Origin of the sequence: Streptomyces sp. NRRL B-24572 (assembly GCF_002156145.1) — a bacterium.
GTDB classification, from domain to species: Bacteria; Actinomycetota; Actinomycetes; order Streptomycetales; family Streptomycetaceae; genus Streptomyces; species Streptomyces vietnamensis.
Genome location: NZ_MWIG01000387.1, coordinates 1 through 13,720 on the forward strand (window position 1 = coordinate 1; position 13,720 = coordinate 13,720).

Consider the following 13,720-nt stretch of genomic DNA (forward strand, 5'->3'; position numbering starts at 1 on the left):
GTCCCGCTCGACCCCGAGGTTCCGCTCGACCCCGAGGTCCCGCTCGACCCCGAGGTCCCGCTCGGCCCGGGCGTCCGCGATTTTCGGACAGAAGTGTTGATTCCGCCTCTTTCCGTACTTACCATGGAGTTACAGATGATTTCGAACTAGCATTCGAATCAAGACTTCGGCCGTGTGGGTGCACGTCTTGCCGGTGAGGACCTGAATCCCGTCCATCCCCAAGCCCACCCCGAACCGCCGTCGAATACGCCAGAGGAGCATGGCGTGAACACCTTCACCTTCGTCCCCGCCACCAAGGAACAGGCCAAGGCCCGCATCGCGCTCACCGGGCCCACCGGATCGGGCAAGACCTACACCGCACTCGTCATCGGCACCGCGCTCGGCGAGCGGATCGCCCTCGTCGACACCGAGCACGGCAGCGCCTCCAAGTACGCCGACGAGTTCGACTTCGACACCCTCCAACTCACGACGTTCGAGCCGCCCGCGCTCGTCGACGCCCTCGCGGTGGCCGCCCACGACGGCTACGACGTCGTGATCGTCGACTCGCTCTCCCACTTCTGGTCCGGTGCCGGCGGGATGCTCGAGCAGGTCGACAACGCGGCGAAGCGCACCGGGGCGGGCAACAGCTTCGCCGGCTGGCGGGAGGCCCGCCCTCTGGAGCGGGCGATGATCGACGCCCTGCTCGCCTATCCCGGCCACCTCATCGTCACCATGCGGACCAAGACCGAATACGTCGTGGAGACCGACGACCGCGGGCGCAAGGTGCCCCGCAAGGTCGGGCTCAAGCCCGAGCAGCGCGAGGGCATCGAGTACGAGTTCGACGTCGTCGGCGACCTCGACCACGAGAACACCCTCGTGATCTCGAAGTCACGGGCGAAGCCGCTCTCCGGGCTCGTGATCCGCAGACCGGGCGTGGAATTCGCCGAGGCCGTCCTCGACTGGCTCAACGCGGGCAAGCCCACCCCGAGCGCGTCCGACTACCTCGCGACCGCCCTCGATCCGAACACCACCTACGAGGATTTCCACCTCCTCTACGAGGAGGTGCGCCGGCACAACCTGCTCGCCGCCGCCGTCCTGGACCCCGACGGGGCATCGACCACGCTGGGCGAGATCATCGTGCGCCGCGGCACCGCGGCGAAGAAGGAGAAAGAGGCGGGGAAGGGGATCGAGCAGGAGGACGAGGCCGCATGAACCTCAAGGACCAGGCCACCAAGGTCGCCGTGCTCCGGGTGCTGCGCGACGAGGTGGAGGACGAGTACCAGGCCACGCGCCGCGAGGTCCTCGACGGGCTGCGCGCGGCCCGTGCCGAACTCGGCCTCAAGTCGATACGGGTGACCCTGCCGGACGGCATCCCGGTCGCCACCATCACGCTCATCGACCCCCAGTCGACGGTCGTGGTCGCCGACGAGGCGGCCTTCACCGCCTGGGTGGCCGAGACCCACCCCGGCGAGGTGGAGACGCTCGTCCAGGTGCGCTCCGGCTGGCAGCGGGAATTCATCGCCCGGCTCGCCCGCTTCGCCCCGGTCGCCGACCCGCGCACCGGCGAGGTGATCCCGGGACTGGCGGTGGCGTCGGCCTCCGAACCGCGTTCGTTCAGCCTGCGGCCCGTGCCCGGCGGAGCGGAACGGATCGCCCGGGCCTGGCACACCGGCGAGATCGACCTGCGCCGGCTGCTCGTCCTCGGCGGCGGTGAGCCGTGATGACCACCGCCACGGCGTGCCCCGACAGGGACTCGCCCGCCACCCTGTGGTTCCTGATCTCACGAGCCGGTCACCTCGGCTGCGGCCGCTGGAGCCTCGGGAACGACGGACGGCTGTACTGCGCCTGCGGGACCGTCCTGTACCAGTACCGGCGGCCGGCGGACGGGGCGGGAAGCAGGGCACCGGTGCCGCCCGGGAAGCCCTCCCGCGGAAGAGAGGATCGGATGACACCGGCCGATACCGCGGGTCTCGCCGCCCTGGTCGCGGCGATGTGCCCCTCGATGCACCTGGAAGAGACCACGACGGACGCCTGGCACCTCCTGCTCGCCGACCTGGACGTCGCCGATACGCGGGAGGCCGTGATCCGGCTGGGCCGCCGGCAGTCCCACATCGACCCCGCCGACATCCGCACCGAGGTGCGCGCCATCCGGGAGGAGCGGCTCGCCCGCGACCCGCTGCCCCTCCCGTACGCCGACCCGGACGACCCGCGCCGCTATCGCGCGGAACTCCTGGCGATCGTGACCGCGCTCGCCTCGGGGCAGCGCGTCAAGCGGACGCCCGCCGTCCCGGCCCAGCCGCCCCCCGCTCTCGCCAGGCACTCGAAACACGCCCTCCACGTCCACGCCCTCCACGTGCCGTGCCCCTGGTGCCGGGCCGCCGCAGGCCGTCCTTGCACCATTCCCCGGCTCGGCATCCCGCTGAAGAACGCTCCGGCCCACGTTTCGAGACTGACCGCGGCGGGGCCCGTCGAACGAGAAGAGAAGGGGGACCGGGCGACGAGCCTGAAGGCGCCCCGAAACGGCAGCGCCGCCGTCGGCCGGCCGACTCCCCCGTCCATGCGCGAGGAGGACCCGTCATGACCGGCGAGACCGTCGTCACCGTCGTCGGCAACCTGACCGACGACCCCGAGATCCGCATCACTCCGTCAGGCGACACGGTCGCGCACTTCACCGTCGCCTCCACCCCCCGCACCTTCGACCGGCAGACCAACGACTGGAAGGACGCCGACACGCTCTTCCTGCGCTGCTCGGCCTGGCGGCAGACGGCGGAACACGTCGCCCAGTCCCTGACCCGCGGTACCCGCGTCATCGTCCAGGGGCGGCTGCACCAACGGACGTACGAGACCAGGGAGGGCGAGAAGCGGACCGTCATCGAGCTGGAGGTCGGCGAGATCGGCCCCTCCCTGCGCTACGCCACCACGACGGTCGCCAAGACCTCGCGCGCGAGCGTCCCCGACGGCGCCCTCTTCGACGCCGCCCCCTCCGCGCCGAACGGCGCACCGAGGGTTCCCCACGGCGACGAGAGCGCCCCCGACGAGAGCGTCACGCATCCCTTCTGACCCGGTCGGAGCACTGCTGGGTGATCGTCATGACTACCTGCCTTCCCGGCGACCGGGCCCGGCTCGAGGACTGGACCCCGGAAGCCGCCCTCGGCCTGGTCTGCACCGCCTGCCACCCCGAATACCGGGACGACGCCTTCCCGGTCCGCTCCCCGGTCCGCCCGGACGCCCGCGTCGAGACGCTCCCGGGCGAACGCGGGGAGGCACGGGGCCCCGTGGAGACCCGCGGGACCGCGGTCCCGGAGGCGTCCCCACGAACCACCGCGCCGGCGGCCCGGGCCGCCGACCGCGCCGACACACCCCAACCCACCCGAGGCGGACGCCATGCGAGAACAGGACCGTGAAAGGGCGCTCGAGTTCGCCCTCGCCCAGATCGAGAAGCGGTTCGGCCGTGGCTCGGTCATGCGCCTCGGCGACGACCCCTGGGCCCCCATCGAGGTCATCCCCACCGGGTCCGTCGCCCTCGACGTCGCCCTGGGCGTCGGCGGTCTGCCCCGCGGCCGGATCGTGGAGATCTACGGCCCGGAGATGAGCGGGAAGACCACCATCGCGCTGCACGCCATAGCCAACGTGCAGCGGACCGGCGGGACCGCGGTGTTCATCGACGCCGAGTACGGCCTCGACCTCGACTACGCCAAGAACCTCGGCGTCGACGTCGACAACCTCATCGTCTGCCAGCCCGACACCGGCGAGCAGGCCCTCGAGATCGCCGACACGCTGGTCCGCTCCGGCGCCGCCGACCTCATCGTCGTCGACTCCGTCGCCGCGCTCGTCCCGCGTGCGGAGATCGAGGGCGAGATGGGCGCCTCGCACGTGGGTCTCCAGGCCCGCCTGATGAGCCAGGCGCTGCGGAAGATCGCCGGCGCGCTCAGCCAGTCCGGGACCACCGCGCTCTTCGTCAACCAGCTCCGCGAGAAGATCGGCGTGATGTTCGGTCCCCCGGAGACCACGCCCGGTGGCCGCGCCCTGAAGTTCTACGCCTCGGTGCGCCTCGACATCCGCCGCATCGAGACCCTCAAGGACGGCACGGAGGCGGTCGGCAACCGCACCCGCGTCAAGATCGCCAAGAACAAGGTCGCCCCGCCGTTCAGGCAGGCCGAGTTCGACATCGTCTACGGCCGGGGCATCAGCCGCGAGGGCGAGCTGATCGACATGGGGATCGAGCACGGCTTCGTCCGCAAGGCGGGGGCCTGGTACACGTACGAGGGCGACCGGCTCGGCCAGGGCAAGGAGAACGCGCGGAACCTGCTGCGGGACCGCCCCGACCTCGCCAACGAGATCGAGAAGAAGATCAAGGAGAAGCTGGGCATCGGGGCGCGGCCGAAGGAACCGGCGGCGGAGCCCGGCGCCGATGCCGTCCCCACCGTCCCCGCCGAGTTCTGACCCGGCCCGGTCGCTTCCGGGGCGGGCCGGGGGACGGCGCGCCGACGCCCGGGCCGGGGAGGACCTCGATGTCTCCGGCTCCGGGCCGTCCGCTTGATTGCTGCCCTCGGTCGCCCCTATCCTGAGTTTGTGCCGCTACTAAACAAAGTACGGACGGCCATATCGGGGGGTCCCGGCGGAGACACCGCCACCCGCTCCCCGTCCCGCCTCCGCTCCGCCCTGACCCTCTTCTTCGCCCTCGACGGCTTCCTCTTCGCCGGCTGGGTCGTCCGCATCCCCGCCGTCAAGCAGCAGACCGGTGCCTCCGCCGGCGACCTCGGCCTCGCCCTCCTCGGCGTGTCCGCCGGCGCCGTGATCACGATGACGCTGACCGGCCGGCTCTGCCGTCGGTACGGTTCCCACGCCGTGACGGTGGCCACCGGCGTCCTCCTCTCCCTGTCGGTCGTCCTTCCCGCGCTCACCCGCTCCCCGCTCGCGCTCGGTCTCGTCCTGCTCGTCTTCGGCGCCGCGTACGGCGGGATCAACGTGGCCATGAACAGCGCCGCCGTGGACCTCGTGGCCGCGCTGCGGCGGCCGGTGATGCCGAGTTTCCACGCCGCGTTCAGCCTCGGCGGCATGCTCGGCGCGGGCCTCGGCGGGCTGCTCGCCGGGAGCCTGTCCCCGACCGCCCACCTCCTCGGCCTCGCCGTCGTCGGCCTGGCCCTGACGGCCGTCGCCGGGCCCGTGCTCCTGCGTCACCCCTCCCCCGTGCTTCCCGAGACGCTTCCCGCGGCGACCGCTCCCGGGACGCGGGCGGCCGGGTCACGCCGTACGGTCCTCGTCTTCGGTGTCATCGCGCTCTGCACGGCGTACGGCGAAGGCGCGCTGGCCGACTGGGGCGCCCTCCACCTCGCGCAGGACCTGCACGCCCACCCGGGCCTGGCGGCCGCCGGGTACTCCGTCTTCGCGCTGGCCATGACCGCCGGGCGCCTCTCCGGCACCGCGCTGCTCGAACGGCTCGGACAGACCCGCACCCTGGTCGCGGGCGGTTCCCTCGCCGCCCTGGGCATGCTGCTCGGCTCGCTCGCGCCGAGCGTCTGGGCCACTCTCCTCGGCTTCGCCGTCACCGGTCTCGGCCTCGCCAACATCTTCCCCGTCGCCGTGGCCCGCGCCGGCGCGGTCGCCGGTCCCGGCGGGGTGGCGACGGCCTCCACCCTCGGTTACGGGGGCATGCTCCTCGGTCCGCCCTCGATCGGCTTCCTCGCCGACTGGCTCTCCCTGCCGGTGGCCCTCACGACGGTCGCCGTCCTCGCCGCCGGTGCGGCCGCCATGGGCTACGGGGCTCGCAACGCGGGTGCGAGCCGGGAGAGTTGACCTCGGGCTGCCAGAATCCACCCCATGAACGATCTGAAGAACACCGAGTACATCGACGTACTGGAGGCGGCCGGCCGCGGTCTCGCGGACGCGGCCGCCGAGGCCGGGACCGACGCCGAGGTGCCGACCTGCCCGGGGTGGCGGGTCCGGGACCTCCTCCGGCACACGACCATGGTGCACCGCTGGGCCACGACCTTCGTGGCCGAGGCGCGCACCGCGCCGGACAGGGACCTCGGCGAGACGACGCTCGACGGGGAGGAGCTGCTCGCGTTCTTCCGCGAGGGGCACGCCGGCCTGGTCGCCGCGCTCCGCGCCGCCCCCGAGTCGCTGGACTGCTGGGCCTTTCTCCCGGCGCCGTCCCCGCTGGCCTTCTGGGCGCGGCGGCAGGCGCACGAGACGACCGTCCACCGCGCGGACGCCGAGTCGGCGCTCACGGGCACCCCGGGGCCGGTCGCTCCGGCGATCGCCGCCGACGGCATCGACGAGCTGCTCGCCGGCTTCCACGCCCGCGACCGCAGCCGGGTGCGTACGCCCGGGCCCCGGACCCTGCGGGTGCGGACGACGGACACCGGTGACGTCTGGACCGTGCGCCTGTCGGCGACCGAGCCGCCCCGGACGGCGCGGGAGGACGAGGGCGGGGACGTCGACACGGAACTGAGCGGCCCCGCCGATCAGTTGTACCTGACCCTCTGGAACCGGCTGCCCCTCGACGCCGTGACCGTGACCGGCGACGGGGAACTCGCCCGGCTGTGGCGGGAGACCTCGGCGATCTGAGCACCCCCGGGAGGCGCGCGACCGGGCCCTCAGCCCAGCCAGCCGGGGCGCACCAGGCCCGACTCGTAGGCGAGGACGACGAGTTGGGCGCGGTCGCGGGCGCCCAGCTTCACCATGGCGCGGCTCACATGGGTCTTGGCGGTGAGCGGGCTCACGACCAGGCGGCGGGCGATCTCCTCGTTCGACAGGCCGATCCCCACCAGGGCCATCACCTCCCGCTCCCGCTCGGTGAGGGCGCCGAGCGCGGCCGTGGCCGCCGGGGCCTTGGAGCGGGCCGCGAACTCCTCGATGAGCCGGCGGGTGACGCCCGGGGAGAGCAGCGCGTCCCCGTGGACGACGGCGCGCACGGCCCGCAGCAGCTCCTCCGGCTCGGTGTCCTTGACCAGGAAGCCGGAGGCTCCGGCGCGGATCGCCTCGAAGACGTACTCGTCGAGTTCGAAGGTGGTCAGCATGACGACCCGGACCTCGGCGAGGTCCGGGTCGTCGGTGATGCGCCGGGTCGCCTCCAGGCCGTCGAGCCGGGGCATCCTGATGTCCATGAGGACGACGTCGGGGCGCAGGGCGCGGACCCGCTCCACCGCCTCGTCGCCGTCGGCGGCCTCGCCGGCCACCTCGATGTCGGGCTGGGCGTCGAGCAGCGCGCGGAACCCCGCCCGTACCAGCGACTGGTCGTCGGCGAGCAGGACACGGATCACGGGGTTCTTCCCTCCGGGCGCAGCGGGAGCAGGGCGTGGACGCGGAAGCCGCCGTCCGGGCGGGTGCCCGCCTCGATGGTGCCACCGAGGGCGGCGGCCCGCTCCCGCATTCCGGCGAGTCCGCTGCCGCTGCCGCCCGCCTCGGTGCCCGTGGCGGGGCCGTCGTCGTCGACGGTCAGCTCCAGGCGTCCGGGGCCGTGTCCGATGCGCACCCGGGCGGTACGCGAACCGGAGTGGCGCACCACGTTGGTGAGCGCCTCCTGCACGATCCGGAAGGCGGCGAGGTCGGCGGATGAGGTCTCCAGGTTCTGCTGGAGGGCGGTGAGCCGGCCGCCCCCGTCGAGGTCGACCAGGAAGCGGGTGGAGTCGCCGAGGTAGACGACCTCCGCGACCGTGCCGGCGGCGGTGGCGTGCCCGGGGTCGCCGGACGCCTTGTGGTCGGGGAGGATCCGGATCTTCTCCGGCCGGATGCTGTACGTGCCCGACGCGCCGACCACCCGCTGGGCGGCGTCCCCGCTCAGCAGGTTGGAGGTCCCGACGAAACCGGCGACGAACGGGGTCGCGGGGCGCTCGTAGATCTCGGCGGGAGCGGCGACCTGTTCGATCCGGCCCTGGTGGAAGACGGCGATCCGGTCGCTCATCGTCAGGGCCTCCTCCTGGTCGTGGGTGACGAACACGAAGGTGATGCCGACCTCGCGCTGGATCTCCTTGAGTTCGACCTGCATCCGCTCGCGGAGCTTGAGGTCGAGGGCGCCGAGGGGTTCGTCGAGCAGCAGCACACGGGGGCGGCCGACGAGCGCGCGGGCCAGGGCGACCCGCTGGCGCTGGCCGCCGGAGAGCTCGGCGGGCCGGCGCTTTCCGAGACCGTCGAGGCCGACCTGGGCGAGGGCGGCCCGGGAGCGCACCAGGCGCTCGGCGCGGGGCACGCCGCGGACCTTGAGGCCGTAGGCGACGTTCTGCTCGACCGTCATGTGCGGGAAGAGCGCGTAGTCCTGGAAGACGGTGTGCACGTCCCGCTCGAAGGGGGCGAGCCGGGTGACGTCGCGGCCGGCGAGTTCGACGGTGCCGGCGCTCGGCGTCTCGAAGCCGGCGATCATCCGCAGCACGGTCGTCTTCCCGGAACCGGAGGGGCCGAGCATCGAGAAGAACTCGCCGTCCGCGATCTCCAGGTCCACCCCGGCCACGGCCTCGGTCCGGCCGTAGGTCTTGCGCAGTCCCGTCAGCCGGATCGCCATTCCCTCCATGGGCGGGAACCTTTCTGGTGCGGTGGAGCGTTGTTCGGACGTGGGCGTAAACATATGAAGTCATAGTTCAAATCTCAAGACCCCTTTAAGGTAAAGCCTGAGTCAACGCTCGACACGAGGTGGTTAACCGTGAGACCGAACGGCAGGTCGGACGACGGCGGCGGCGCGGCCGGGACGGATCCGGCCCGCAGGGCCGTCTTCACCCCCGTCGACACCCGGGCCCGGGTCGACACCGTCGTCCGCCGCATCGGCGACGCCATCGAGCTCGGACTCCTCGCCGACGGGGAGCAGTTGCCCGGCGAGACCGAACTCGCCGGACAACTCGGCGTCTCCACCGTCACCCTCCGCGAAGCCCTCATGGCCCTGCGGCAGCAGGGCCTCGTCACCACCCGCAGGGGCCGCGGCGGCGGCAGCTTCGTCACCCTCCCCGACAATCCGCCCCAGGAGCGGCTGCGCGCCCGCCTCGCCGACTGGTCCACCGAGGAGCTCCGCGACCTCGGCGACCACTGGGCCGCCGTCTCCGGCGCCGCCGCCCTGCTCGCCGCCCGCCGCACCCAGCCCGGAGACCTGCGCCCCCTCACCCGTACGGTCGAGGAACTCGCCGCCGCGGGAGACCCGGCGACGCGCAGCCGCCTCTACGGCCGTTTCCACGTCGAGTTGGCCGCCGCAGCCCAGTCCGCCCGCCTCACCCGCGAGGAGATCGCCCTCCAGACGGACCTGGGCGCGCTCCTCTGCCTGGTCCTCGACGACCCCGTCCATATCGGCAATGTGTCGGATCGTCACCGCGCCGTGATCTCCGCCGTGCAGGATGAGGCCGACGAGCGGGCCAGAACGCTCGCCGAGACGTGCGTACGGGAGTCAGTGGGGCGGCTGATCGCGCTGCGCCTCGGTACCCCCGGCCACGCACCCGAGCCTCGTCCCGAGGAGGACACGCATGGGCAGGAGCACCGGGCTCGCGGGCCCCGCGGGGGCCGTCACTGACCCGGGCAGGGTCGACGGGGCCGTCGGCCGGGTACGGGACTCGGACCGGGGCGACCGGGCCGTCCGCAGCGTCCGCGACTCGGACCGGATCGACGAGGCCGTGAGCCGCGTACGGGACCCGGACCCGGTCGACGAGGTCGTCCGCCGTGTACGGGACACCCTCGAAGAGGTCTTCGCCGCCGTCGCCGAGACCGGCGCCGACACCGGGGCCCTGCTCGCCGACGTGTCCGGGGCCGGGCGCGAACCCGTCGCCGCCGACCTGGCGGCCCTGCGTCCCGGACTGCGCGCCCTGCTCGCTCGCCACCCGCTCGTCTCCGGCGTGGGCTTCGTCGCCGCGCCGGGCCTCCTGGCCGACGTACCGGGCTGTCTCGAGTGGTGGCAGCGCGGCTCCGACGGAGCCGTACGGCCGCTCCTGCTCGACCTCGACCCGAAGCACTCCGCCTACTCCGACTACACGCACTGGGACTGGTACACCCTGCCCCGCGAGACCGGGCGCCGGGCCGTCGCCGGGCCCTACGTGGACTACCTGTGCTCCGACGAGTACAGCCTCACCCTCTCCGCGCCGGTCGAACTCGGCGGCCGCTTCACGGGCGTGGCCGCCGCCGACGTCTACCTGCGGCACTTCGAGGCGGCCGTGCTGCCCATGCTCCAGCGACTGCCCGCACCGGCCAGGCTCGTCAACGCGCGCGGCCGGGTCGCCGCCTCCACCGACCCTGGCCATCTCGCCGGATCCCTCACCAAGGGCCCCGACTTCGCCGCCGTCCTCGCCGGGCCGCCCGCCGAACACCGCGCCGACGGCCTGCGTCTGCTGCCCTGCGGCGGCACCCCGCTGGTCCTGGTCACGGCCGACGACTGAGCCGCTTCCGGCCGCCGCGACGACGCGGTCGACCCGACAGGGGTCACGGGCCGTGGAAACCGGCCGACACGAGGGCGCCGTCTGCGAGGGCGGGGCTGTCAGCCGTCTCCGTCGGGACGCGTCGGCGGGCGCTCAGGTCGGGACGCGTCGGCGGGAGCTCAGGCCGGGGCGCCGAGATGGGCGTCCTCGCCCAGACGGTCGGGAAGGCCGAAGAGCGGGAAGAGGCGGTCGGTGTCGCGGAAGGCCGTGATGCCCGTGACGCGGTCGCCGGAGAACTCGACGACCTGGAGCGCCCAGGGCTCGTAGCCCGCCCCGTCCGGCCGGGGGCGGTACTGGCCGAAGGCCGGAGTGCCGTTCGCCGCGGTCGGGACGAGACGGGAGCCGCGGCAGCCGACGGCGGGACCGGTCAGCCACGCCTGGATGTCGGGGACTCCGCGCATCCACTTCGCGTACGGCGGCAGGCACAGCGTCGCGTCGACGTGGAGGAGCATGCCCAGCTCCTCCATGTCGTAGCGGGAGAAGGCCCGGGCGTACCGCTCGGCCAGCACCCGCCGGACGGGCTCGGACGGCGTGGGCGCGGGGTCGTCGGAGGAGCCCCGGCGCGCGGCCAGTGTCGTACGGGCCCGCTGGAGCGCGCTGTTGGCCGAGGCCACGGTGGAGCCGTGCAGATCGGCGACCTCACGGGCAGAGAAGCCCAGCACGTCCCGCAGGATCAGGGTCGCCCGCTGCTTGGGCGGCAGATGCTGCAGCGAGGCGACGAACGCGAGGCGGACCGACTCGCCCGCCGCCGCTGCCGCCTCCGGATCACCGTCCGGGCAGGGCCCGATCCACAGGGCGGCATCCGTCGGGGCGCCCGGCGGCACGGCTCCGTCCGCCGGACCGGAGAGGTCCATCGGCAACGCCCGCCGCCGGCCGGACGCGAGGGCGTCCAGGCACACGTTGGTCGCGATCCGGTACACCCACGACCGCGGCGACGACCTTCCCTCGAACCGCCCGAGGTTCCGCCACGCCCGCACCAGGGTCTCCTGGACCGCGTCCTCGGCCTCGGCGTACGACCCCAGCATCCGGTAGCAGTATCCGGTCAGCTCTCCCCGGTACCCCTCAAGGCCCTCCGCCGTGAGCCCCGCGCCGCCGTCCCCCATGCCGTGCCCCCTCAGTGAGTAAGCCCCAGGATGCTGACCTGGGGTTCCACCCTAAGAGATCACAGACTCGCCATGAGGCCGTCGAGCGGTGCCGGTACCCGGTCGGCGTCGAGGGCCTCCACCAGGAGGGTGCCGTAGCGGATCTTGCGGCCCTTCTTCGTACCGAGGAAACGCCGCAACTGCTGATGCCGGGCCCGGCCGTGCTGCGCGGGCTGGCTCAGGAAGGTCTGCCAGGGGCGCAGGTCGCCCTCCGCCTCGATGATCCCCTCGACCGTCGCCGGGCCGAGCGCACGGATGAGCTCGTCCTCCAGGTCCGCCGTGCAGACGAAGAAGTCCCGGTCCGGCGCACCGGCCCGTCGGAGGCCCCGCTCGTAGAAGCCCCGCTCCCGTTCGTCGCACAGGCCGGTCAGGCGCAGGTCGAGGCCGGGCGGTCCGAGCAGTTCGGCGTAGCGGGCGATGCTCATCGCCCCGCCCATCGCCACCACGCACACGCCCTCCGCGGCGAGGTCCCGGCCGCGCCGCGCGGCCAGCGTCTCGACGGCGGCGAGGTCGCTCGGTCCTTCCAGGAGCACCGCCGTCCGCAGTCCCAGGCCCACGGCCAGCTCCCGCGCCGTGTCTCCGCCGTGATCGTCGACCGCCCAGCGGCCCATCTCGTTCTGGAACGCCCTCATGTCTGCCATGGGGCGAGTCTGCACGGCCAGGCACCCGTACGGCACCGAAATATCGGGCTCTCAGTCGTTCACGGCCGTCAGCAGCACCACCGCGTCCTCCAGGGCCGTCAGCCCGTGCCGCTCCTTGGGGATCATCCGCAGCGTGCCCGCCGGCAGCTCCTCCGCCCACCCGGCCGCCGTCAGGTTCACCCGGCCCCGCAGCACCTGGAGGCTCGCGGCCGGCGGTGCGTTGTGCTCGTCCAGGGAGGTGCCCGAGGTGAGGGCGATGACGGTCTGCCGCAGCACCCCGTCGTGCATGATCCGGTGGGCGCTGCGCCCGTGCGGTGCCGTACGGGCCGCGGCCAGGTGTTCGTCGGCGAGGGCGGTGAGGTCCAGCTTCATGACTCTCCCTGCGGGATGCGCGGACGGATACCCCCAGCCTCCCGTGTGACGTCCGGGACGCAACTCGGGGCCGCCGGTCGCGCCGCGACCGTCACCACGAGCCCGGCCACGGCGACGCACGCCCCCGCGGCGAGCAGGGCGGCCGGCCAGCCGTGCGCCGCGTACAGCCAGGAACCGGCGAGGGAGCCGAGGGCCCCGCCGCCGAACGTGGCCAGCATGAAGACCGTGTTGACCCGGGCCGCCACCGCCCGGCCGATCCCGAAGATCCGCGCCTGGTTGGCCACCTGACAGGAGCTGACGCCGACCACGAGCAGGTTCGCCCCGGCCACCAGGGCCGCGGGGGAGTGCGGGGCGAGCCCCGCCACCGCGAGGCCGAGCCCCGCGCAGGCCAGCCCCCCGGCGTTCACCGCGGACGCCCCGTACCGGTCGGTGAGCGGCCCGGCCGCCGCGGAGAGCAGCGCCGCCGGCAGGGTCAGCACCCCGAAGAGGCCCGCGGCCCCCGGCCCGTACCCCAGTGGAGGGGCAGCCAGGTGGAAGGCGAGCACGGACCAGAAGACGCTGAACGCGGCGAAGACGCACGCCCCGAGCAGCGCCGAGATCCGCAGCTCCCGGTGGACCGCGAGGAGCCGGGGGAGCCCGGCCAGGAGCCGGACGTACGAGAGGTCTCCCCGCGACCCGAGGCGCTCGGGCAGCCCGCGGGGCAGGACGAGGAGCAGCGTCGCCGTCGCCGCGGCCGCCACCACGTAGGCGACCCGCCAGCTGCCGCTCGCGTCGGTCACCGCGCCCGAGACCGTACGGGACAGGGTCGAGCCCAGCGTCAGACCGAGGCCCACCAGGCCCACGACCCGGCCCTGTCGTCCGGGCCCCGCGAGCACCGCCGCCACCGGGGTGAGGATCTGCGGCAGCACCGTCGTGGTGGAGAGCGCGAGGGTCGCGAGCGTCAGGGTGACCACGTCGGGCGCCGCCGCGGCGACGAGCAGGGCGGCGCCGGTCAGGGCGAGCAGCACCGAGGTGAGGCGACGCAGCCGCGCGGAGTCGGCGAGCGGCACGAGCAGCAGGATGCCGAGCGCGTACCCGACCTGGGCGGCCGAGGCGATGAGCCCCGCCGTCCGCTCCGACACGTCCAGACCGCGCGCCACGGCGGCGAGCAGCGGCTGCGGGAAGTAGATGTTGGCGACGGTGACCGCCCCCGCCACGGCGA

16 protein-coding genes are annotated in these 13,720 nt (G+C 73.6%); 10 read left to right on the forward strand and 6 right to left on the reverse strand.

Going from position 1 to position 13,720, the window contains the following annotated elements; all coding sequences use genetic code 11:
• Positions 1-264: 264 nt before the first annotated feature.
• From CCN56_RS22855 to CCN56_RS22890, 8 genes are all read left to right on the forward strand, one after another.
• Positions 265-1,191 (forward strand): ATP-binding protein, encoded by a 927-nt coding sequence (locus CCN56_RS22855; protein WP_086829543.1) that lies wholly within the window; start codon positions 265-267, stop codon positions 1,189-1,191.
• Positions 1,188-1,700, forward strand: a complete 513-nt coding sequence (locus CCN56_RS22860) for a hypothetical protein (protein WP_086829545.1) — start codon at positions 1,188-1,190, stop codon at positions 1,698-1,700. Before CCN56_RS22855 ends, CCN56_RS22860 begins: the two co-directional genes overlap by 4 nt.
• A gap of 224 nt (positions 1,701-1,924) precedes the next feature.
• On the forward strand, positions 1,925-2,560 hold the full coding sequence (locus tag CCN56_RS22865) for a hypothetical protein (protein ID WP_143664603.1): 636 nt from the start codon (positions 1,925-1,927) through the stop codon (positions 2,558-2,560).
• The gene (locus CCN56_RS22870; protein WP_086829549.1) at positions 2,557-3,039 is read left to right on the forward strand and encodes a single-stranded DNA-binding protein; all 483 of its coding nucleotides are present in this window, start codon (positions 2,557-2,559) and stop codon (positions 3,037-3,039) included. The genes CCN56_RS22865 and CCN56_RS22870 overlap by 4 nt, the downstream gene beginning before the upstream one ends.
• A gap of 29 nt (positions 3,040-3,068) precedes the next feature.
• Positions 3,069-3,383 carry a hypothetical protein gene (locus CCN56_RS22875; protein ID WP_143664604.1) on the forward strand — a complete coding sequence of 105 codons (315 nt, stop codon included), beginning with the start codon at positions 3,069-3,071 and terminating at the stop codon, positions 3,381-3,383.
• A complete protein-coding gene (recA, locus tag CCN56_RS22880; protein WP_086829553.1) occupies positions 3,364-4,422 on the forward strand; it encodes a recombinase RecA in 1,059 nt (352 codons plus the stop codon). Before CCN56_RS22875 ends, recA begins: the two co-directional genes overlap by 20 nt.
• A gap of 129 nt (positions 4,423-4,551) precedes the next feature.
• Positions 4,552-5,775 carry an MFS transporter gene (locus CCN56_RS22885; protein WP_086829555.1) on the forward strand — a complete coding sequence of 408 codons (1,224 nt, stop codon included), beginning with the start codon at positions 4,552-4,554 and terminating at the stop codon, positions 5,773-5,775.
• A 33-nt stretch (positions 5,776-5,808) separates the two neighbouring features.
• Positions 5,809-6,549 (forward strand): maleylpyruvate isomerase family mycothiol-dependent enzyme, encoded by a 741-nt coding sequence (locus CCN56_RS22890; protein ID WP_179199954.1) that lies wholly within the window; start codon positions 5,809-5,811, stop codon positions 6,547-6,549.
• A 29-nt stretch (positions 6,550-6,578) separates the two neighbouring features.
• Here the strand turns inward: CCN56_RS22890 and CCN56_RS22895 are convergent, their stop codons facing one another.
• Together CCN56_RS22895 and CCN56_RS22900 are read right to left on the reverse strand one after the other, a co-directional pair.
• The gene (locus CCN56_RS22895) at positions 6,579-7,244 is read right to left on the reverse strand and encodes a response regulator transcription factor (protein WP_041127944.1); all 666 of its coding nucleotides are present in this window, start codon (positions 7,242-7,244) and stop codon (positions 6,579-6,581) included.
• Positions 7,241-8,488, reverse strand: a complete 1,248-nt coding sequence (locus CCN56_RS22900) for an ATP-binding cassette domain-containing protein (RefSeq protein WP_373412883.1) — start codon at positions 8,486-8,488, stop codon at positions 7,241-7,243. Before CCN56_RS22900 ends, CCN56_RS22895 begins: the two co-directional genes overlap by 4 nt.
• 129 nt (positions 8,489-8,617) lie before the next feature.
• On the opposite strand from CCN56_RS22900, the gene CCN56_RS22905 reads away from it, so the two are divergent.
• Together CCN56_RS22905 and CCN56_RS22910 are read left to right on the forward strand one after the other, a co-directional pair.
• Positions 8,618-9,469: a FadR/GntR family transcriptional regulator gene (locus CCN56_RS22905; protein WP_086829559.1), complete on the forward strand. Its 852-nt coding sequence runs from the start codon at positions 8,618-8,620 to the stop codon at positions 9,467-9,469.
• Positions 9,423-10,325 carry a cache domain-containing protein gene (locus tag CCN56_RS22910; RefSeq protein WP_256962096.1) on the forward strand — a complete coding sequence of 301 codons (903 nt, stop codon included), beginning with the start codon at positions 9,423-9,425 and terminating at the stop codon, positions 10,323-10,325. The genes CCN56_RS22905 and CCN56_RS22910 overlap by 47 nt, the downstream gene beginning before the upstream one ends.
• 158 nt (positions 10,326-10,483) lie before the next feature.
• Here CCN56_RS22910 and CCN56_RS22915 read toward each other — a convergent pair whose 3' ends face one another.
• The 4 genes from CCN56_RS22915 to CCN56_RS22930 all read right to left on the reverse strand — a co-directional run.
• Complete coding sequence (locus CCN56_RS22915) at positions 10,484-11,467, reverse strand: sigma-70 family RNA polymerase sigma factor (RefSeq protein WP_086829561.1); 984 nt, start codon at positions 11,465-11,467, stop codon at positions 10,484-10,486.
• Between the two features lie 59 nt (positions 11,468-11,526).
• Positions 11,527-12,147 (reverse strand): TOPRIM nucleotidyl transferase/hydrolase domain-containing protein, encoded by a 621-nt coding sequence (locus tag CCN56_RS22920; protein WP_086829563.1) that lies wholly within the window; start codon positions 12,145-12,147, stop codon positions 11,527-11,529.
• 51 nt (positions 12,148-12,198) lie between these two features.
• Positions 12,199-12,519 (reverse strand): cupin, encoded by a 321-nt coding sequence (locus CCN56_RS22925; protein ID WP_086829565.1) that lies wholly within the window; start codon positions 12,517-12,519, stop codon positions 12,199-12,201.
• Positions 12,516-13,720: MFS transporter (locus CCN56_RS22930; RefSeq protein ID WP_086829569.1), on the reverse strand; the 1,205-nt coding region annotated here is incomplete at its 5' end. The genes CCN56_RS22925 and CCN56_RS22930, both read right to left, overlap by 4 nt.

Bases quoted from the DNA above. Each gene is read 5' to 3' on its own strand.
- CCN56_RS22860 (WP_086829545.1), top strand. From the start codon at position 1,188: ATGAACCTCAAGGACCAGGCCACCAAGGTCGCCGTGCTCCGGGTGCTG.
- CCN56_RS22900 (WP_373412883.1), bottom strand. From the start codon at position 8,488: ATGGAGGGAATGGCGATCCGGCTGACGGGACTGCGCAAGACCTACGGC.
- CCN56_RS22920 (WP_086829563.1), bottom strand. From the start codon at position 12,147: ATGGCAGACATGAGGGCGTTCCAGAACGAGATGGGCCGCTGGGCGGTC.
- CCN56_RS22870 (WP_086829549.1), top strand. From the start codon at position 2,557: ATGACCGGCGAGACCGTCGTCACCGTCGTCGGCAACCTGACCGACGAC.
- CCN56_RS22910 (WP_256962096.1), top strand. From the start codon at position 9,423: ATGGGCAGGAGCACCGGGCTCGCGGGCCCCGCGGGGGCCGTCACTGAC.
- CCN56_RS22925 (WP_086829565.1), bottom strand. From the start codon at position 12,519: ATGAAGCTGGACCTCACCGCCCTCGCCGACGAACACCTGGCCGCGGCC.
- CCN56_RS22915 (WP_086829561.1), bottom strand. From the start codon at position 11,467: ATGGGGGACGGCGGCGCGGGGCTCACGGCGGAGGGCCTTGAGGGGTAC.
- CCN56_RS22875 (WP_143664604.1), top strand. From the start codon at position 3,069: ATGACTACCTGCCTTCCCGGCGACCGGGCCCGGCTCGAGGACTGGACC.
- CCN56_RS22865 (WP_143664603.1), top strand. From the start codon at position 1,925: ATGACACCGGCCGATACCGCGGGTCTCGCCGCCCTGGTCGCGGCGATG.
- recA (WP_086829553.1), top strand. From the start codon at position 3,364: ATGCGAGAACAGGACCGTGAAAGGGCGCTCGAGTTCGCCCTCGCCCAG.